Raw genomic sequence first — 19,693 nt, forward strand, 5'->3', positions numbered from 1 at the left:
AGCGTAGCGCCGGGCCATGTCTGGCAAGCGTGCAGCGCGGCCTGTTCCGGTCATCGATATCCGAGCCGTGCCCGGTACAATGAGCGCTCTGTTTTTCCTGTTACCGGAGTACTCGCATGACCCGCCAGATCATCAACACTGAAAAGGCCCCGGCCGCCATCGGTCCTTACTCGCAGGCCGTGCGCGCAGGCAACACCGTGTACTTCTCCGGCCAGATCCCGCTGGATCCCGCCACCGGCGACATCGTCGGCGTGGGTGATGTGGAAGCGCAGGCGCGTCGCGCATTCGACAACCTCAAGGCCGTCGCCGAAGAGGCCGGTGGCTCGCTGGACCAGATCGTCCGCCTGGGTCTGTACCTGACCGACCTGGCCGAGTTCGCCAAGGTCAATGCCGTGATGCAGGACTATTTCAAGGCGCCGTTCCCGGCGCGTTCGACCATCGAAGTGTCCGGACTGCCGAAGGGCGCCAACTTCGAAGTCGATGCGGTGATGGTCATCGGCTGAAACCGGCGTGGCACGCAAGGCCGTCGCCACCCCGGCACTGGCGCCCGCCGGTGAGGCTTCGCTGGCGATCCTCGCCGGTGTCGGTCCAGCCGTGGCCGGCAAGCTGCAGGCGCGCGGACTGGGCACGCTGCAGGACCTGTGGCTGCACTTGCCGCTGCGCTACGAGGACCGTACCCGGCTGACCCTGATCGAAGACCTGCGTGCCGGTGTGCCGGCCCAGGTAGAAGGCCGGGTCGCTGCGGTGGAGCGGGGCATGCGCTATCGGCCGATGCTGAAGGTCGCCATCGAAGACGAAGGGCGCGGCACATTGGTGCTGCGCTTTTTTCATTTCCGCCAGCAGCAGGTCGCGCAGTTCGCGGTCGGCAACCGGCTGCGCTGCTTTGGTACGCCCAAGCCGGGTCAGGTGGGGCTGGAGATCGTGCATCCCAGCTACCAGGTGTTGGGCCGCAACGAAGATCCGGCGCTGGGTGACCGGCTGGATCCGGTGTATCCCACGGTGGAAGGGGTCGGGCCGGCGACGATGCGCAAGCTGATCAGCCAGGCGCTCGATCGCCTGCCCGAAGAGTCCACGCTGGAACTGCTGCCCCTTGGGTGGTTGGAGGGGCTGGGGTTGCCGTCACTGCGCAGTGCACTGCTGACCGTGCATCGTCCACCGCAGGATGCGGATCTGTCCGCGCTCGCCAGCGGCATCCACCCGGCGCAGCGGCGGCTGGCGATGGAAGAGCTGCTGGCGCACCACCTCAGCCTGCGCCGCCAGCGCATCGCACTGCAGGCGCATCACGCCCCCCCGCTGGCCGGCCCCGGCCGGTTGGCCAAGGCGCTGTTGAAGCAGCTGCCGTTCGCCCTTACCGGCGCACAACAGCGGGTTTTCACCCAGATCCGTGAGGACCTGGCGCGGCCCAGCCCCATGCTGCGACTGGTGCAGGGCGATGTGGGGTCGGGCAAGACCGTAGTGGCGGCGCTGGCCGCGATGCTGGCGGTAGAGCAGGGCAAGCAGGTGGCGCTGGCTGCGCCGACCGAACTGCTGGCCGAGCAGCATCTCAACAACCTGCGTGGTTGGCTGGAGCCGCTGGGCGTGCAGGTCGCCTGGCTGGCCGGCAAAGTGACCGGCAAGGCGCGTGCGAAGGTGCTGGAGCAGGTGGCCAACGGGCAGGCACAGGTGGTGGTGGGAACACATGCGTTGATGCAGGACGCTGTGGTGTTCCAGGACCTGGCACTGGCCATTGTCGATGAGCAGCACCGCTTCGGCGTGCATCAACGGCTGGCGCTGCGTGACAAGGGGGCGGGCGGCAAAAGCGTGCCGCATCAGCTGGTGATGACGGCCACGCCGATTCCGCGCACCCTGGCGATGTCCGAGTACGCCGATCTGGATGTGTCGGCCATCGACGAACTGCCCCCCGGGCGCACGCCGGTGCAGACCGTGGCGCTCAACGCAGACCGCCGTCCGGAGCTGATCGAGCGCATCGCGCTGGCCTGCAGTGAAGGGCGCCAGGTGTATTGGGTGTGCACGCTGATCGAAGAAAGCGAAGAGCTGGACGCCACGCCGGCGCAGGCCACGTTCGAATCGCTGCAGGCGCTGCTGCCGGGCGTACGCGTGGGACTGGTGCACGGGCGGCTGAAGCCGGCGGAGAAGCTGGCCACGATGGTGGCGTTCAAGGCGGGTGAGATCGACCTGTTGGTGGCGACCACCGTGATCGAGGTAGGGGTGGACGTGCCCAACGCGTCGTTGATGGTGATCGAAAATGCCGAGCGTCTTGGTCTGGCGCAGTTGCATCAGCTGCGTGGCCGGGTGGGCCGGGGCTCTGCCGTATCGCGCTGCATGCTGCTGTACCAGATGCCGTTGTCCGCCATGGCGCGTGAGCGCCTGCAGACCATGCGCGAGACCAACGATGGCTTCGTGATCGCCGAGAAGGATCTGGAGCTGCGCGGACCCGGGGAGCTGCTGGGAACGCGGCAGACCGGACTGGCGGGGTTCCGTATCGCCGACCTGGCGCGCGATGCCGGGTTGCTGCCGGTCGTGCACGAACTGGCCGAACGGCTGCTGCAGGAGCAGCCCGGCTTGGCCGACCGAGTGGTGGACCGCTGGATCGGCACCGCCGTGCGCTACGCCTCCGCGTGATCCGGTGCGTGCGAGCCAGGGGAGGGGCCGGGCGGGAGGGGATTGCAGGGGACGGCAACAGCCGCTTCCTGCGGGCCTCGTTTCGCGCCATCCATGGCGCTCAACGCCCCTGCAAGCCCCTCCCGCCCGGCCCTGACACTCTGCGCGCGCGTCCAGCAAGGAAGAAAGCAGAAAGGTGGTAGCGCCGAGCCGTGCTCGGCGAGCGCGAAGCGCGGCTCGCATCAGGCGATGCGATGGCCGGTAGCATCCGCGTGATCTGGTAGCGCCGAGCCACGCTCGGCGGATGCCGGATGCCGGATGCCGGACGCGCTGCGCGCTCGCCGACCATGGGTCGGCGCCACCGGAATGCGGCAGCCGCTCGCCCGGCCCCCCCGAAACCGCGTCACCCGACGCTGCGGTTGTATTTGCAGGTGATCGGGTGCGACACTCCGTTGCCGCTCAGAAGACGGCACCGATGACCCACAAGATCCCGCTGTTGATCGACACCGACCCCGGTGTGGATGACGCCCTGGCCCTGCTGATCGCGTTCGCCGATGAGCGCCACGAGGTGGTTGCACTGACCATCGCTGCCGGCAACGTCGGCTTGGACTACACCGTCCGCAACGCCCTCAAGCTGTGTGAAGTCGTTGGCCGGGATGATGTGCCGGTCTTCGCCGGCAGTCCGGATCCGCTGCTGCATCCTTCGGTGGATGCCGCCCATGTCCACGGGCGGGATGGCTACGGTGACGTCGACCTGCCACCCCCGGTCCGCACGGCCGAAGCCGAGCACGCCGCATTGGCCATCCTGCGTCTTTCGCACCACCACCAGGGCGAGCTGATGCTGGTCATGCTGGGGCCGCTGACCAACCTGGCGCTGGCGCTGAAGCTGGACCCGACGCTGCCGACCCGCATCAAGCGCATCGTGGTGATGGGCGGGGCAGTGACCTGCCAAGGCAACATCACCCCGGCCGCCGAGTTCAACATCGCCTTTGATCCAGAGGCGGCGCACGTGGTGTTTGCCGCCTTCCCGCACCTGCTGGTGTCGGATTGGGAAGCGACCGTGGCCCACGGCCTGCCGCTGCCGCAGGCAGAAACCTGGCTGGCCGCGGACTCGGACCGTGCGCGCTTCTACGAGTTGATCTCCCGCAAGACCCGCGCGCTGTCGGAGGACAGCAAGGGCGATCGCTGGTTCACCGCCGACGCGTTGGCGATGGCGTGGGCGCTCAACCCGGAGGGCGAACAGCGGGTCGAGTCGCGTCCGGTGAACATCGAACTGAACGGCGTGTTCAGCCGCGGTGCCACGATCGTCGACTGGAACCGCCAGACGGGCCAGCCGGACAACTGCGACCTGCTGATGGCGTACGACCAGAACCGCTTCGAAGCGTTGGTGCGCCACGCGCTCGGAGCCTGACCGGGCTGCCTGTGGCGCCCTGCCACCAGGCAGGTTGCCCCCAGGAGCGGCGGGGCTTATAATGCCGCTCTTGCGTTTCCCTTACCCATATTTACGGTGTGAGCCCATGAAGGCCGATATCCATCCCGAGTACCGCGACGTCGTCTTTCATGACGTCACCTCCGATTTCAAGATCCTGACCCGCTCCACCATGGGCGCCAAGGAAACCACCAAGTGGGAAGACGGCAACGAGTACCCGCTCGTGAAGGTCGAAATCTCTTCTGCTTCGCATCCGTTCTACACGGGCAAGCACAAGGTGATCGACACCTCCGGCCGTATCGACAAGTTCCAGAAGCGTTACGCGCGCTGATACGTCGAGTTCCATGCTTGGGCCAGCGGCCGCGCATTGCGCGGCCGTTTGCTTTCCGGCGTATGGCCCGCCTCACCGTATGGTGCTGGAACGCTGCGTCCGTACAGCCGTGATGCGGTGATTTGCCCGTAGGCAGGGGCTACGCCGCGACGATCACCTCATCTACGACTTCCGTCTAACCCCGTGAAAATGCTGCTGTGCGATAATGGCGCGATCCGCGGCAGAGGTCGTGGACGTCATTCACGTGCCTGACCAATGCGCTTGGGCAGGCGCCTTCCCCTTGAAGGAGCGCACACAGTGTCCGATCTTGATCAGGTCACGCTCAACGCCGGCGATAAGTCGGTCGTTCTGCCGGTCATCAAACCCACTCTCGGCAACGACTGCGTCGACATTTCGAAGCTGACCAAGGAAACGGGGTATTTCACCTACGATTCCGGCTTCACTGCCACCGCAAGCTGCAAGTCGGCCATCACGTACATCGATGGCGACAAGGGCGTTCTGCTGTATCGCGGCTATCCGATCGAGCAGCTCTCGGAAAAGTCGAGCTACGTTGAAGTTGCCTACCTGCTGATCAACGGCGAGCGTCCCGACGCCGCCCAGTTGAAGGCATTCAACGAAGAACTGGCTGCTGAAGCCACCGTCGACGCGTCGATCAACACGCTGATCGGCAGCTTCGCCAAGGATGCCCATCCGATGGCGATCCTGACCGCCGCCATCGCGCAGCTGTCGGGTATCTACCACGCGTCGCTGGACCTGGCCGACGCCGAACAGCGCCGCCAGGCCGCTGTGCGCCTGATCGCCAAGGTGCCGACCCTGTCGGCCCTGATCTACCGCCATGGCAAGGGCCTGCCGGCGAACACGCCGGATACCTCGCTGGATTACGTCAGCCGCTTCCTGAAGCAGACCTTCGAAGCCGCCGACGGCAGCTACGACCTGAACCAGGACGTCGTCAAGGCGCTGGACCTGCTGTTCATCCTGCATGCCGACCACGAACAGAACGCGTCGACGTCGACGGTTCGCCTGGTCGGTTCGACCGGTGCCAACCCGTACGCGTCGGTCGCCGCGGGCGTCACCGCGCTGTGGGGTCCGGCCCACGGCGGTGCCAACGAAGCCGTGCTGAAGATGCTGGAAGAGATCGGTTCGGCCGACAACGTCGAGTCCGCCGTGCTCAAGGCCAAGGACAAGACCTCCGGCTTCCGCCTGATGGGCTTCGGCCACCGCGTGTACAAGAACTTCGACCCGCGCGCCAAGGTCATCGGCGAGATGACCGGCAAGGTGCTGAAGCAGCTGGGCGTGCAGGATCCGCTGCTCGACGTGGCGGTGAAGCTGGAACAGGCTGCGCTGCAGGACGAGTACTTCGTTGCCCGCAAGCTGTACCCGAACGTCGATTTCTACAGCGGCATCATCTACAAGGCGCTGCAGATTCCGACCGAGATGTTCACCGTCATGTTCGCGCTGGGCCGTACCTCCGGCTGGGTCGCGCATTGGCTGGAGCAGCAGGTAGATCCGGAAATGAAGATCGGTCGTCCGCGCCAGGTCTACACCGGTAGCGACGTGCGCGACTACCAGGGCTGATCGTCCAGCTACCTCGTAGTGAAGAACGCCCCGCACTGCGGGGCTTCTTTTTTTCTGGCGCACGGTGGGTGACAGGCAGGTGGCCGCCTCATCGTCGGTCGTGACGGGGTAGGAAAAGCGTCAGGCAGGCGCCGCCCAAGGCCGAGTCGTGGATATCGACGCGACCGCCGTGGCGCTCGGCGATGGTGCGCACCATCGCCAGGCCGAGCCCGAATCCACCTGCCGTTTCGCTCAGGCGGACATAGGGCGTGAACACGTCCTGGCGATGTGCGGGCGGAATGCCCGGGCCGTCATCTTCCACCCGCAGGTGCAGCCCATCCCGGCGCATCTCCACGCTGACCCTGACCTCGGTCCGTGCGTGACGCACTGCGTTGCCCAGCAGGTTGCGCACAGCCAGTTCCAGCGCGACGGCATTGGCATGTACACCGGTGCCGGGCGCGCATGCCCATCGCAGGCGCGGCCCCTTCTGGTTCATGAAGTTGGCGGCGGCCGAGTGCAGCAGGCCGGGCATGTCCACCCAGTTCAGCTCCACCAGCGGCATCCGGCCAAAGCGGACATATTCCACCCCCGCCGACGTCAGGTCTTCCAGCCATTGCAGGTCGGCCTGCATCTCGCGCAGCAGATCGTGCGCGCCACTGTCGGCCGTTGCAGATGCCTCTTCCACCAGGCTGGCGGTGAAACGAAGGCGTGTGATCGGCGTGCGCAGCTCATGTGCCATGGCCTGTCCCATCAAACGCTGCCCGTCCAGCAGCGTGCGCATCTGCTGCGCCATATCCTGCAGGGCCCGCCCCAGCGGACGAAGCAGGTGGGTGCGCAGCGCAGGTATCGGGTGGTCGAACGCGTTGGCCCGCAGGTGGTGGACGGTGTCGTGCAGCACATGCACGTCATGCCATAGTCGGTGGATCAGGAAGTACAAGGGCAGAGCGATGGCGGCCACCACGGTGGACAACAGGCCCATCAGGTAGAGCACCTCGCTGGCGTGCAGCTCGGACAGGTCCGGCAGCGTGTCGACGAAGCGGACCAGGGTGACGGCCTGGTCGGTAGTGCCCAAGCGCTGGTTGCTGTAGGCCCCATGCGAGGTCATGATGATTTCGCCCTGCGACAGCGCGTTCCGCTCGCCCTCAGGGACAAGTGCCTGCACCTGTTCCAGTGGCCGCAGGTAGATGGGGTAGCCGAATACCGCCTGCAAGGCGTCCATCTCTTTCATCCGGTCGCCCGCATCGTGGCTCAACAGCCGCTGGGCAATCAGGGCGTGGGTCCCCTCTACCTCGTAACGCATCGACTGGTCATGCGTGTCATCGCTCCAACGCTCCCACATCATCGTGCCGGTGAACAGCAGGACCAATTGTGCAGTCACGAAGGCGGCGCAGTATCGGATGTAGAGGGACAAGGGCCCGCGCAGGCGCGTGGGCGGGGTCATTCCCATGCCGCCGGGCTGAACAGATAGCCTTGGCCGCGTACGGTCTTGATGCGGGTCGGGTCGGGTTCGGTATCACCAAGACGGCGGCGCAAGCGCGAGATGCGCGCATCCATCGAGCGGTCCATGCCGTCGAAGCCAATGCCGCGCAGTCCCTGGAACAACGTCTCGCGATCGATGATCCGGCCGGGGTTGCGGGCAAGCAGCACCAGCAGATCGAAGTCGGCCGTGGTCAGACCCACCGGCTCACCACTCAGATGCACATCGCGGCTATCCGGCTCGATACGCAGCTGCCCAAACACCAGCGCAACGCCGTCCTGTGCTGCCGGCATCGGTGTCTGCCGACGCAGATGGGCACGCAGGCGCGCCAACAGCACGCGAGGCTCGATCGGCTTGGCGATGTAGTCATCGGCACCAAGTTCCAGCCCCAGCACCTGCTGGATGTCATCGGCCTGCGCGCTGAAGATGCACAGCACGCCGTTGTAATTCGCCCTCACGCGGCGGCATACATCCAGCCCATCCATGTCCGGAAGGCCCAGGTCGAGAAGCACCACATCCGGCGGCGCGCACTGGATGCTTGCGATGGCCTGCTCACCGCAGTCCACGCGTCGTATATCGAATCCATGGCCCATCAGATAGCGCGTTACAAGCGCGGCGAGGCGGTCGTCATCTTCAACCAGAAGCAAGCGTGACATCGGAATGCTCGTCATCATCAAAGCCCCATGCTGCGGAGCTCTCTGACGATATGGCATGGGTAATAGCGACACGGCGCCTGCCGCCGCACCGATGGTTCAGGTGCCATTTTCCTGCCGGTTGCATGCGGTCACACACGGTCGCAGTTGCGTACACAACCACCACAGTCGCGCTGAGGAAACCGCGAGGCTGTGTCTCCATCATGACGGCTCCAACCAACGCATCAACCAGGAGTCGCAGATGAAGAAGATTCTCTCCCCGATCGCCACTGTCGTTGCACTTTCACTGGCGCCCGCCGCCGCGTGGGCGGATGTGCAGGACCGTTCCGGCAGCTACGCCGTGGTTGGCCTGGGCAAGACCAAGACCGAGGTGCATGGCAAGAAGGTCGATCTCAATCAAGGCAAGCAGAAAGTGGGTAACGGAAGGTTCAACTACACCGTCGGTGGTGGCTACCGCTTGAATGACCACCTTGCAGTTGAGACCAATGTCCACGGTCAGGTCGGCAACAGCAAGAAAAAGTCCTCCCGCGATGGCGGCAAGGACGCCAAGTCGAACGGGGACGTCGGGTCGCTCAACAGCCGCGCCTACACCGTTTCCGGCCTGGTGATCATGCCGGTGGGCGAGCGCGTGGAATTGTTTGGTCGTGCTGGCGTGGGCCGCATGAACACCAGTTTTACCCCGACGGCCGGTAGCGCCATCAGCAAGGCGCGCAGCAGCGGCATGGCCACGCAGTTCGGTGCCGGTGCCAACTTCCATGTGGGTGAGAACAGCTTCGTGCGCACTGAGTGGACCACGCTTCGGGGTAAAGGCAACGACGCTGTGGCCAAGGCACTGGGCCGCAACAAGCTGGTCTCCTCGGGTGTGATGGTTTCCTACGGCCACAACTTCTGAGCCTGCCGGGCTGCGCCGATGGCGTGGCCCCGCTTTTTCGGCACCTGCCGGTACGGCCCGCACGGAATGGATCATGATGCCCACGCACACACAAGCAGGCCCGGTGCTTCAACCTTCGATGGGCGCCGCTATTGCCGGCGCTTGGGTACTGGATGAGCGCTCGGTGCCGCTGCACGCGCAGGTGGCGCGCATGGCGGCACACCACCGGAGCAACGACCACGATGCGGCGTCGTCTGATGGCGCAGGATGCTGGGAGGATACGTTGCGCGGCATTGCCCTGTCCGGGCAGGTGTGTGCGGGCGCCCGTGGATTACGAATCTCACCGTCCGGCCGCTACGTAAGCGTCCTGGATGGCGTGCTGGTCAGTTCCTGCGCGCCAGCGAGCGGAGGCAACAGGGAGGAGGCGCAGCAAGGCTGCATGGACGTGTGGGACGCATGGCTGAACGTCCTTGATGCGCGGGGCGTACAGCGTGCCGTGAACGAGCTGGAGGGGGCATTCGCGATGGCCGTGTATGACCGCGAGCGGCACCACGTGACCCTGCTCCGCGATCGCGCAGGCCAGCGCCAGCTGTACTACGCGTTGACCAATGGAATGCTGCTGTTCGCAAGCCAGCCAGGGATGTTGTCCCGCCATCCCGCGTTCGAGCGCCGGGTGGACCGCAACGTGCTTGCGCTGTATCTCCGGCATGGCTACGTGCCTGCGCCCCACTGCATGTTCGCCGGGGTGCTCCAGCTTCGTGCCGGTTGCATGCTGCAATTGGACGCAACCCGCATTCGGCTGGGCGCACGCGGCCACCTGCACGGCGTGGACCAGCGTGCCTACTGGAATGCCGGGCAGGTCTACGAGGCCTCGGCAGCGCGTCGCGACGTGATCGATCCAGCCCATGCAGTCGATGCACTGGATCGTCGGATCCATGCGTCGGTGGCACGCATTGGCGGAGTTACCGGCTGCGCCGCGTTCCTGTCCGGGGGCGTGGATTCTTCGATGGTGGCTGCGATCCTGCAGGCGCAGAGCCACACGCCGGTTACCACGGTGTGCATCGGATTCGATGACGCAGGACACGATGAGCGCCGTTGGGCCGATGCGGTTGCGCGCGTGCTGGGGGTGAACCACAGCTCGGCCCTGCTGGATGGACGGCGTGCGCGCGATCTGGTGCAGCAGCTGCCGCAGGTGTGGTGTGAGCCTTTCGCTGATGCGTCGCAGCTGCCGACGCTGGAGGCATGCCTGCAGCTGGAGCGGGGGCAGACCGTATTGACGGGTGATGGGGGCGATGAACTCTGGTTTGGTCACGGGACGCACGCGCGTGCCGTGCGCAACGCACGGCTGGCCCAGGCACTGCCCGCCTGCGTGCGAGCAGTGGCTCGGCGCGGGCTGCGTGGTGACCCCGAGCAGCCCCGGCTGGGTGGCGCGGCGGCCTTGCTGGCCAACGTGGCCAGCGATGACGTGCGGCATCATTTCCTGCTGCGCACCGTGCGCTGGCGCGACCCGGCGGCGATGGTGAAGGGCGCCGTGCTGCCGCGCACGCTGTACGACGATACCGGCTGCACACTGCGTAATGTGCAGCCTGCCGATCAGGTGCAGTACCTGGACTTCGCCATGGAGCTGAGCAATGGCATCCTGGTCAAGACCCAGCGCGCAGCGGCCAGTGCCGGGCTGCAGGTGTATTCGCCGCTGCTCGATCAGCAAACAGTGGAACATGCATGGGCACTACCGCATGAGCTCAAATTTCGTCATGGCGAACACAAGTGGGTGCTCAAACAGGCGCTGTGCCGCTACCTGCCCACCGAACTTGTGCATCGCCCAAAACGGGGGTTCGGCCCCCCCATCGCCACGTGGCTGGCGGGTCCGCTGAGGCCCTGGGCGGAAGCGCTGCTGTCTCTGCCTGCGTTGCAGGCGCACGGTCTGTTGGATGAGGCACGGGTGAGACGGATCTGGAGCGCGTTCCTGGCCGGCGAACGTCGATGGCATCCGCTGCTGTGGACGGTGCTGATGTTCCAGGCCTGGTACGAGCATCATCTGCGGTCGCATTGATTCCCGGCAGGTAGGGCGTGTCTGCTGGGTTGGCGATGCGGGTTGGAAGGGGCGACCAGAGCCTTCCTCTGCACGGTTCTGATATAAGAGCCATGCAACTTTTCTGAAATCGATAAATTTCCCTGATGACTATGATCGTGCCGCCACTGCAGCTTCGGTGGCGCATTGACACTCACAGGAGAGACGTTCAGATGAAGGCTCAAGGAAGGAAGGCACTGCTCGCGCTGGTGTTGGCGGCGGCTTCCGCATCGGCGCACGCTGCGTCTGGGGACAGTCGCGCGGACATCCACGTGTGGGCGAATGTTGATACCACGCTGGCAATGTTGAAGCCGGACGGCAGCCCGCTTTACGACGATGCAGAGCTGAGCTTCAATCCAGGCACGGGGTTGCTGATGCCTTGGGAAGAGCCGGTAAAAGTGTTTTCCAACGACACCGGTAAGGATGTCGCCGTCAAGCTGGCGAACAAACCACAGTTGCTGCCGGTGGTCGCTGCGCCAGGCGCACAGCCCGTGCCGCTGATCGTCATGTTGAATGGTACGGAGCTGCGCGAGGTAGATTCAATCTTCGAGGCGCGCAACCTGTTCGATGGTGTCGCGCCGGGCGCATCGATCACCATGCCTCTGTACATCGGGCATGGCACTTTCAAAACGCCGGGCACCCCACCTGATCCCATCAGTGCGGCGGGCCTGTACGAGGGCCAGGTCAACGTCATCCTCTCCCAACGGGTCGCTGCGCCGTAATGTCTCCTGGTCCGGCCCGGTCACCGGGCCGGCCGCCTCAGGTAAATCGCTTGAACGTCACTGCACCTGCTCTCGCACGGCTGGCGGTTTCGCTTGCGCTGGCGTCGGCCAGCCCGATGGTGATGGCCGGCAACGTGCCGCCTGGTTTCGAGGATCTAGCCAACGGTCAGACCGAGCATCTCGATATCCGATTGTTCAACCGCTCGGCAGGTCTGTCGCCGGTGCATGTCACCCTGGAACACATACGATTGGAGGCGCCGCAAGAGGTGATGGCCGCGCTGGGACTACCCGAAGAGGCACAACGCGCGCTGCTCCCTGCGCTCAGCCGGCCGTTGTCGCGCAACAGCCACCTGGCCTGTCGCCATGCCGGGCAGGGCAGGGGATGTGGCTATCTGGATCCGCCGCTGGAGGCCGATGCGGTTTCAGCGCTCTACGACGAAGGCGAGGGCGTGGTGTATCTCTTCCTCGCCCGCCAATGGATCGCCAGTGAAACGGCGCCGTCGCGTTTCCATCGCGTCAGCGAGCAGAGTGAGAACGCGTTCCTGCACCAGCAGATGGTCAACATGAGTGGTGGACGCGGCTACCAAGCCTTGAGTGCACAGGGCGACGGCGTGGTCGGCATCGGTTCGCGCAGCCACGTGTCCACCAACTGGAACCTCAGCTACCAGCGTTACTACGGCCGCGTGGTGCATGCGCTGCAGTTCGACAACGCATTCTTCCGGCGCGACCTTGACCAGCGGCATTACGTTCAACTGGGGCGCATGGACCGTCGCAACCTCTCCAGCCCGGTAGGAGGGACATTCAGCTTCAGCATGCTGCCGCTGGATCGTTTCCAGGGCGCCCGCGTGGGCACGACCCACGCCTACGTCGATTCCGATGCCACGGCTCAAGCGGCCCCCCTCACGGTATTGCTGGCCCGCGACGCACGCGTGGATGCGTTCGTTGGCGACCGGCTGCTGCAGACGTTCTATCTGCCGGGCGGGATCAACCTGTTGGACACCCGTGCATTTCCGTTCGGTACGTACTCCGTCACCCTGCGCGTCTACGAGGACGGTGTGCTGGTACGCAGTGAAGAGGCGCCGTTCGACAAAGGGGCGGACTGGGGCGAGCAGGGGGTGCAATGGTTCCTGCAGGCCGGCCAGCGGGACGAGCGCAGGCGGGAGCGCGGTGCAGGCGCGCTGGCGACCATGGTGGGGCTGCGGCTGCCGGTGGGCCGCAAGGCATCATTGGCGGCGGGTGCATTGGATGTGGCGGGCGTGCGCTATGCCGAACTGCGCCTGGATCTGCGCACACCTCTGGCAGCGCAGGAGATGCGTGCCTCTTTTACTGCGCTGCGCGGCAGTGATGGCAGCCGGGGGCAGCAGCAGCAGATTTCCTACCGCCGCCGCGCTTCGTGGAACCTCCACCGGCAGCGCATGCGAGGTATGGCCTGCCATGCCGTTGGGGACACGCTGGACAGCCTGGGCTGCGCTGATTCGCTGAGTGCGTCGGTGGCCGTGCCCGTGGCCGGAGGCAGTGCCCATCTGGCCTATACACGTCGGCAGACGTGGCAGAGCGGCAACGACCCTGTCAGCCGCCTTGACGATCCGTTGGGCATTCCCCCCTTGGGTCCGCCACCGTCGCTGCTGATGCCGGCAGGTCGATCTGCCCAGCGGGACGCCACCTGGCAGGCCAGCTACGGGCGCTCGCACCGCTGGAATGCGTTCGGCGTGTCCAGCCGTTTCGGTGTCTGGCGCAAGCAAACACTCGGCACGGTGCTGGGCCGGCGCGATCGCGGCGTCTACTTCAGCGTCAGCTTTACGCGCTTGCAACGCGGTGAGCGCCTCCATGCACAGCGACGCCATGGCATGGACGTGCGCCAGCCCAGCCACCAGCGTCCGGACATCAGTTACAGCACCAGTCAAAGCGTGCGCCAGGACCACCACGGTGGTTACCGCGAGGCGAGCGCTGAGCTGCGCGGCGGCAAAGATACACGCGTGAGCGGGCTGCTCAGTGCCCGGGTGCAGAACAGGTCTGGATACAGCGGTATCTCGTTCTCACACAGTCGGCGGTATGGGCGCAGCGAGCCTGCGTACGCACTGAACCACAGCTCCGGGCTGGCGGTAGGCGCGCACGGCCTGTACTGGGGCGGCGCCTATGGTGCGCAGGCGGGCGTCGCTGCCGAGGTCGGCGGCACCGACGATCTGGACCTGGGGGGACTGGCGGCTGAGGTGAGCGTGGGGGGGATGCAGGCGCAGCGACTGCGTGTGGGCGAACGCCGTCTGCTGCCTCTGTCGGCCTACCAGGCGTATCAGGCTGAAGTGCAGGACGTCAGCGCCCAGGACAACGGCGCCAGCGTGCGCGTGAATGGGGGCGAGGGTGCGCGGCCCCTGTTCCTGGCCCCGGGCCGGTTGCTGCCGCTGCCGATCCCCATTGAAGTCACTTACACCTTCATCGGCAACGCGCAGGATATCGCTGGCGGGCCCGTTGCGGATGCCCGCATCCTCAACGCCGCCGTGCCGGGTACGAGTACCAGCGGCGGCTTCGCCATCGAGTTCGCGCGTCGCGAAACCACGCTTTACGTGCTGCACGGCGCCCGGTTGCTGAACTGCCCGCTACGCGTGCGTGAACGGCGCAATGTGCTGTTGCTGGTCGGCGCCGTACAGTGCACCCCCCTGGCAGTGGCACAGCTGCCAGCGGACATACGCCAACAGCCGCGCGTAACCCGTCTGTTGCAGGAGCAGGCGCTTATCGCGAACACCACGCAGACCGATCCGTTGGCGGACAGGCGATGAACCGCATGGCGGCGACAGCGCTCTTGCTTGCCGTCGCCTCAGCGGGCCTGTCCAATGCAAACGCGCAGCATCCTCCTGACACCGTTCCCACCTCCAGCGAGCAGCATGTTGTGCTCCGGTGGGACCGGGCCGCTTCGCCTGGAGACATCGAGCTGTGGCCGCGCAAGACGCTGCTGGCCTATGACGAGGCAGGCACGCTCGGCCATGGCGGGGCGTTCCTTACCTGTCGTTCGAGTACAGACGCAGGCACCGGGCGATGCCCCACCACCGACACCCAGGACAGCGCCAGCGGCCTGGTCAGCGTGATCCCGGTCCGCTTCACCGAGCAACGCAGCGGCGTGCAGGTGGAGCTGGACGTGGAGGGAGAGCTGAGACGGGTCGATTCCCATGGCACCTGCGGTGCCGACCGCTGGTCCCCTGTCGTGCAGCCCCTGTGGACATCCGTTCGTTTTCCATGCATCGGCGCAGTGGGCACCGGTGCCGGTCTGTGGCTGCGCACGGGCCAACTGCAGCGCTTGGTGGCCGGCCGCTGGACGGCCACACTGGCGCTTGAACTGGGATCTCCTTCCCAGCCGCACCTGGCCAGCTATCGCTTCACGTTCGATCTCACGATCACCGACCGAGATGCGGCAGGCGTCTATTTCCCGGCCTTCGACTCCGTCACCCCACAGGTGGGGCTGAACCTGCGATACGACCCAGGCGGACAGAGAATTGCAGGGCACACTGAGCTGGACATGTGCCTGTATGACGGGCTGGGGTCGCACAGCGCGTACGTTGGGATTACCGTGCGCGACAGTGAAGGCGACACGTCGCAGGGCGACCTGTTCCCGGTCTGGCACCAGGATGGCGAGCGGGACGAGAGCCGGCGCGTGGACTATGCCGTGTCGCTCACCCACGGCGGCGCACGTAAGCGGCTGCGCAATGGTGAGGAACTTCTGCTTACCGGTCTGGACAGTGTCCGCCTGCGGTTGGTGAAGCTGCCTGGCAGCATCGATCCGGTGTTCTGCGTGCCCACCCCGCTGACGCTGGAAACCCCTTCTTTTCCCTCCTCCAGCAAGCGCGCTGGTTACTACAGTGGCGGTCTCAGAGTAGAGATGCGCCTGCCCACGTCGACCCCCTGATGCCACGGAGTACACGCCAATGAACAACCGCCTGCGACCCTTGCTGCCGGTGTTTCTGCTGCTCGCGCTGCCCGCTCATGCCAACCTCACCGTGCACCCGATGCGGACCACGGTGGACGGCACGCGGGGCACGCAGATCCGGGTTTATTCGCAATCCGCACAGCCTCAGTATGTGCAGGCTTCGCTCCGGCAGATCGTCGACCCGGCCGACGAGGGCGAGCATGAAATAGAGGTGTCGCCGGACCAGGCCGCCATTGCGATCACGCCGGGAAAATTCGCGCTGTCCGGCGGGGGCAATCGACTGATACGGGTCATCCCACTACAACCGGTCACCCACGAGACGGCTTACCGCGTCTACTTCGAAGGCGTGCGTGGAAACGAGGAAAGCGCGACCGAAGTGATAGAGGGAGCACAGGCGAAGGTGGGGCTGAGCCTGATATGGGGCGCGCTGGTCAATGTGCTGCCGGCCGACGGCGTGGTCGAGGTGCAGCTGCAGGCCGACCACCTGCGCAACACGGGCACGCTGCGTCTGGGCATCACCAGCATCGCCGACTGCCAGGACACGCGGTGCACTGCCCATGATGTGTCGCGCAGCCTGTATCCGGGCAGCCACCTGAACCTCCCGTTCCCACGGGTGGCAGGCCACACGGTACAGCTGCGCTACCGGCTCAGTCGCGACGGGTATCGTGAGCATCTGACGACGCTGTCGCCCTGACGTCGCGCGGCTACGATGCTTCTGGTTCTGCCAGCAACTGACGCAGCTGCGCCAGCGATGCACGCCGCATCGGCTTGTCATCCAGTGGTGAAAGCGCGGCTTGGCGCAGCGCATCGTAGGGCAGCACGACCAACTCGAAGGTCAGCGCTTCGGCCTCGAACAGCCAGGCCGGTGCGTCCAGGCTGCGGTGGCGATCAAGCCGCAGTCGTCGCACCCGGACGTCGGCCGGAATGCCGTGGTCGTCAAGGAAGCGCTGCACCGCGTCGGCATCATCGTCGAACAACTGCAGCTGCACAGGACTGTTGCCATCGGCCGTGCCCTCCAGCACCGGCCCGACCAGCCGCGGTGAGAACGCCTGCAGGAATTCCATCGCGCGCAGCGCAGCGTGCCGACGCAGCTGCAGCTGGCGGCCATGGTCGGGGCCGGCAAACAATCGCTGATGTTCCCGCAGGGCCGCTTCGATCTCGATGTTGCGCGGCAGGCTGGCATCATCGTGGATGCCCAGCTGGTGGGCGGCTTTCATCTTGGCCTGGTGGTAATCGCCGATCCCGCTCTCTGCCATCAGGCGGGCGGCTTCGTGGGCGAGCCGATGACGTCGCTCGCGACTTTGCGTGGCGGTATGCGGGCGTGCGCGGTGCATCGCTGTTCCCCTGTGGGACCTGGGGCCAGCGTACACCGGCAACGTGACCGGCGCGTAGAGCGCTCACCCGCTCGGCGGATTCCATCACCGCGTGGGGCACGCGCCGAGCATCACTCGGCGCTACGCAACGCATCGGCGCGTGACGTCAGGCCATCAGAAGATATCGAACGCGGCGGCGTCAGCCTGCGGGGCATTGAGATTCAGGTCGTAGTCCTGCAGGCGATCCATGTCTTCGACCTTCACCCACTCGGTCGCCCCGTTGAGGCTGGCCTGGACCATCCCCGTCGGCGGTTCGTTCTGGGCGATGGGCGTGTCTTTCAATGCCGTGCGCATGTATTCGATCCAGATCGGCAGCGCCGCGCGTCCGCCGTATTCGCGGTAACCGAGTGAACGGAAGTCATCGCGACCCACCCACACCGTCGTGGCATACGGGCCACCGAAGCCGGAGAACCAGGCGTCGCGATGGTCGTTGGTCGAGCCCGTCTTGCCGCCTACGTCTTCGCGACCGAGAACCTTCGCAGCCGTGCCGGTACCGCGCTGGACTACGTCGCGCATCATCGATACCAACTGGTACGCCGTGCGGGCGTCGATCGCGCGCGGCGCCGTGCGTGCGTCCGGATTGACCGGGGCCGGCGCTTCCGCGGCAGCCGGCGCTGTATCGGTACCGGCTGCCACCGGTGCCGCAGGGGCGCCGAAGTTGAACCCGTCCACGACCTGGCTGGCAGGCTGGCCGTTGCTGGTGCCCGCACACTCGCGGCAGGCCATCGCCGGGTTTTCCTTGAACACCTCCACGCCATCGCGGTCGGTGACGCGGTCGATCAGCCAGGTGTCCACGCGCGAGCCGCCGTTGGCGAACACCGCATAACCGCGGGCAACCGACAGCGGGGTCAACGATGCAGTACCGAGCGACATCGACAGATTGGGCGGCAGCTCTGCCTCGGCAAAGCCGAACTGGCTGATGTATTTGCGGGCATAGTCCACGCCCATGCCGTCCAGCAGGCGCACCGAGACCAGGTTGCGCGACTGCACCAGCGCTTCGCGCAGGCGCATCGGGCCGCGGAAGCCGCCACCGTCGTTCTGCGGCGACCAGGTCTTGCCGCGGCGGTCGCGGAACACCACCGGGGCATCGAGCACGATCGACGCCGGGTTGTAGCCCTTGTCGAAGGCCGCCGCGTAGATGAAGGGCTTGAAGCTGGAGCCCGGCTGGCGGCGTGCCTGGGTGGCACGGTTGAACTTGTTGCCGGAGAAGCTGAAGCCGCCGACCAGAGCTTTCAGGGCCCCGCTGTTGGCATCCACCGACACCAGTGCGGACTGGCCGCGCGGGATCTGGTCAAGCAGCCACTGGCCTTCTTTCTCGCCCACGCGCACGCGCACGATGTCGCCGCGCTTCACCAGCTTTGCGGGGGTCTTGTTGGTCCAGCGCGCCGCACCGGCGGGCAGGGTGACCTCGGTGCGGTTGGCCAGCAGCGCCGTGGCACTGCCATCGGCGGCCGTTGCGGTGATGAGCGCCGGCAGCAGCCCGGCCTGGGCGCTGATGCCGGACAGATGCGCTGCCAGGCTGGCGGCATCGTCAGCGGCGCCCAGCTCCACCTGCTTTTCCACGCCGTGCCAGCCGTGGCGGTGGTCATAAGCCAGCAGGCCATCGCGCACCGACAGGTTGGCAGCGGTCTGCAGTTCGGCGTTGATGGTGGTGGTCACGTGGTAGCCCTTGTTGACCACATCTCCGCCGAAGCGGGCGATCATCTCCTGGCGTACCAGCTCGGCCACGTAAGGCGCATCGACCTGCACCGGCGGCTCATGTGCCGTGGCATGCATCGGCACGGCCTTGGCCGCATCGGCCTCGGCCTGGGTGATGAAGCGCAGGTCGGCCATGCGCTGCAGCACATAGTTGTCGCGGCGCTGCTGCGCGCGCTCCGGGTTGGAGAGCGGGTTGCCCGACGAGGGGAACTTCGGGATGCCGGCCAGTGACGCCATCTCGTCCAGGTCCAGCTGGTCCAGCGACTTGCCGTAGTAGAACTGGCCTGCCGCCGCCACGCCGTAGGCCCGGTTGCCGAAGAAACTCTTGTTCAGGTACAGCTCGAAAATCTCGTCCTTGCTGAGCTCGGACTCGATCTTCCGCGCCAGCAGGATCTCGGCCAGCTTGCGCGTGTAGCTGTATTCGGAGCTCAGGAAGAACTGCCGCGCGACCTGCTGGGTGATCGTCGAGCCGCCCGGGACGCGGCGATCGCTGGTGGTGGCCAACAGCCAGACCGCGCGCGCGATGCCCTTGTAGTCCACGCCGCCATGCTCGTAGAAGCGGGCATCTTCGGTCGCCAGGAACGCCTGCTTCAGGCGCTCGGGCACGTCCTTCATGGTGATCGGCGTGCGCCGGGTCTCCCCGAACACGGCCATCAGCTTGCCGTCGGCGGCGTACACATACATGGGCTCCTGCATTTCCACGTCGCGCAGGGTCTGCACGTCCGGAAGCTTGGAGGAAACAACGTAATAGAGGCCGCCAGCAGCGGCCGCCCCGATCAGCGCCAGGATCAGCGAAACGACCAGGATCCAGCGCAGCCAGCGGCGAAGGCGTGTCATCGGTGACAGATTCCGATTGCAGAATTCATGGCCGCAGAGTATAGATTACACAAGGGGCTGGCTGGGGTCGGTCCTGGGGAGTGCAAGGGGAAGCTGCGACGTTGTGTGACGTTCTGTGAAGACGACTTCACGGCGCGTGGTTGCCATTTGCAAAAAAAAC

General features: G+C 65.8%; 15 protein-coding genes. 11 read left to right on the top strand and 4 right to left on the bottom strand.

Translation table 11 applies throughout. From position 1 onward, the window contains the following. Window positions 1-116: 116 nt before the first annotated feature. From ABRP17_RS12615 to ABRP17_RS12635, 5 genes are all read left to right on the top strand, one after another. Window positions 117-503 (top strand): RidA family protein, encoded by a 387-nt coding sequence (locus ABRP17_RS12615; protein WP_042614411.1) that lies wholly within the window; start codon window positions 117-119, stop codon window positions 501-503. 7 nt (window positions 504-510) lie between these two features. Next, window positions 511-2,622, top strand: coding sequence for an ATP-dependent DNA helicase RecG (gene recG / locus ABRP17_RS12620; RefSeq protein WP_349986180.1), 2,112 nt, complete (start codon window positions 511-513; stop codon window positions 2,620-2,622). A 454-nt stretch (window positions 2,623-3,076) separates the two neighbouring features. Further along, entirely contained in the window at window positions 3,077-4,012 is a 936-nt protein-coding gene (locus tag ABRP17_RS12625; protein WP_349986179.1) for a nucleoside hydrolase, read from the top strand. A 106-nt stretch (window positions 4,013-4,118) separates the two neighbouring features. Next, window positions 4,119-4,361 (top strand): type B 50S ribosomal protein L31, encoded by a 243-nt coding sequence (locus ABRP17_RS12630; RefSeq protein ID WP_188326295.1) that lies wholly within the window; start codon window positions 4,119-4,121, stop codon window positions 4,359-4,361. Between the two features lie 255 nt (window positions 4,362-4,616). Next, window positions 4,617-5,936, top strand: coding sequence for a citrate synthase (locus tag ABRP17_RS12635; RefSeq protein WP_197974546.1), 1,320 nt, complete (start codon window positions 4,617-4,619; stop codon window positions 5,934-5,936). Between the two features lie 88 nt (window positions 5,937-6,024). Here the strand turns inward: ABRP17_RS12635 and ABRP17_RS12640 are convergent, their stop codons facing one another. Next, the gene (locus ABRP17_RS12640) at window positions 6,025-7,356 is read right to left on the bottom strand and encodes an ATP-binding protein (protein WP_349986177.1); all 1,332 of its coding nucleotides are present in this window, start codon (window positions 7,354-7,356) and stop codon (window positions 6,025-6,027) included. After that, a complete protein-coding gene (locus ABRP17_RS12645) occupies window positions 7,353-8,048 on the bottom strand; it encodes a response regulator (protein WP_349986175.1) in 696 nt (231 codons plus the stop codon). Before ABRP17_RS12645 ends, ABRP17_RS12640 begins: the two co-directional genes overlap by 4 nt. Before the next feature lie 238 nt (window positions 8,049-8,286). Here ABRP17_RS12645 and ABRP17_RS12650 point away from each other — a divergent pair, with 238 nt between their 5' ends. The 6 genes from ABRP17_RS12650 (at window position 8,287) to ABRP17_RS12675 (ending at window position 16,319) form a co-directional block, all read left to right on the top strand. Continuing rightward, window positions 8,287-8,937 carry a porin family protein gene (locus ABRP17_RS12650; protein WP_349986174.1) on the top strand — a complete coding sequence of 217 codons (651 nt, stop codon included), beginning with the start codon at window positions 8,287-8,289 and terminating at the stop codon, window positions 8,935-8,937. A 73-nt stretch (window positions 8,938-9,010) separates the two neighbouring features. After that, complete coding sequence (locus ABRP17_RS12655) at window positions 9,011-10,969, top strand: asparagine synthase-related protein (RefSeq protein ID WP_349986173.1); 1,959 nt, start codon at window positions 9,011-9,013, stop codon at window positions 10,967-10,969. A 191-nt stretch (window positions 10,970-11,160) separates the two neighbouring features. After that, window positions 11,161-11,709 (top strand): CS1 type fimbrial major subunit, encoded by a 549-nt coding sequence (locus tag ABRP17_RS12660; RefSeq protein WP_372486777.1) that lies wholly within the window; start codon window positions 11,161-11,163, stop codon window positions 11,707-11,709. 50 nt (window positions 11,710-11,759) lie between these two features. Continuing rightward, window positions 11,760-14,483 (top strand): TcfC E-set like domain-containing protein, encoded by a 2,724-nt coding sequence (locus ABRP17_RS12665; RefSeq protein WP_349986171.1) that lies wholly within the window; start codon window positions 11,760-11,762, stop codon window positions 14,481-14,483. A gap of 110 nt (window positions 14,484-14,593) precedes the next feature. Further along, window positions 14,594-15,604 carry a CfaE/CblD family pilus tip adhesin gene (locus tag ABRP17_RS12670; protein ID WP_349986169.1) on the top strand — a complete coding sequence of 337 codons (1,011 nt, stop codon included), beginning with the start codon at window positions 14,594-14,596 and terminating at the stop codon, window positions 15,602-15,604. 19 nt (window positions 15,605-15,623) lie between these two features. Next, complete coding sequence (locus tag ABRP17_RS12675; RefSeq protein ID WP_188326303.1) at window positions 15,624-16,319, top strand: pilus assembly protein; 696 nt, start codon at window positions 15,624-15,626, stop codon at window positions 16,317-16,319. A 10-nt stretch (window positions 16,320-16,329) separates the two neighbouring features. Here the strand turns inward: ABRP17_RS12675 and ABRP17_RS12680 are convergent, their stop codons facing one another. Together ABRP17_RS12680 and ABRP17_RS12685 are read right to left on the bottom strand one after the other, a co-directional pair. Then, window positions 16,330-16,959 carry a hypothetical protein gene (locus ABRP17_RS12680; protein ID WP_349986167.1) on the bottom strand — a complete coding sequence of 210 codons (630 nt, stop codon included), beginning with the start codon at window positions 16,957-16,959 and terminating at the stop codon, window positions 16,330-16,332. A 153-nt stretch (window positions 16,960-17,112) separates the two neighbouring features. After that, the gene (locus ABRP17_RS12685; RefSeq protein WP_188326305.1) at window positions 17,113-19,533 is read right to left on the bottom strand and encodes a penicillin-binding protein 1A; all 2,421 of its coding nucleotides are present in this window, start codon (window positions 19,531-19,533) and stop codon (window positions 17,113-17,115) included. Between the last annotated feature and the right edge of the window lie 160 nt (window positions 19,534-19,693).

This window comes from Stenotrophomonas sp. WHRI 8082, assembly GCF_040223995.2.
Lineage (GTDB): Bacteria > Pseudomonadota > Gammaproteobacteria > Xanthomonadales > Xanthomonadaceae > Stenotrophomonas.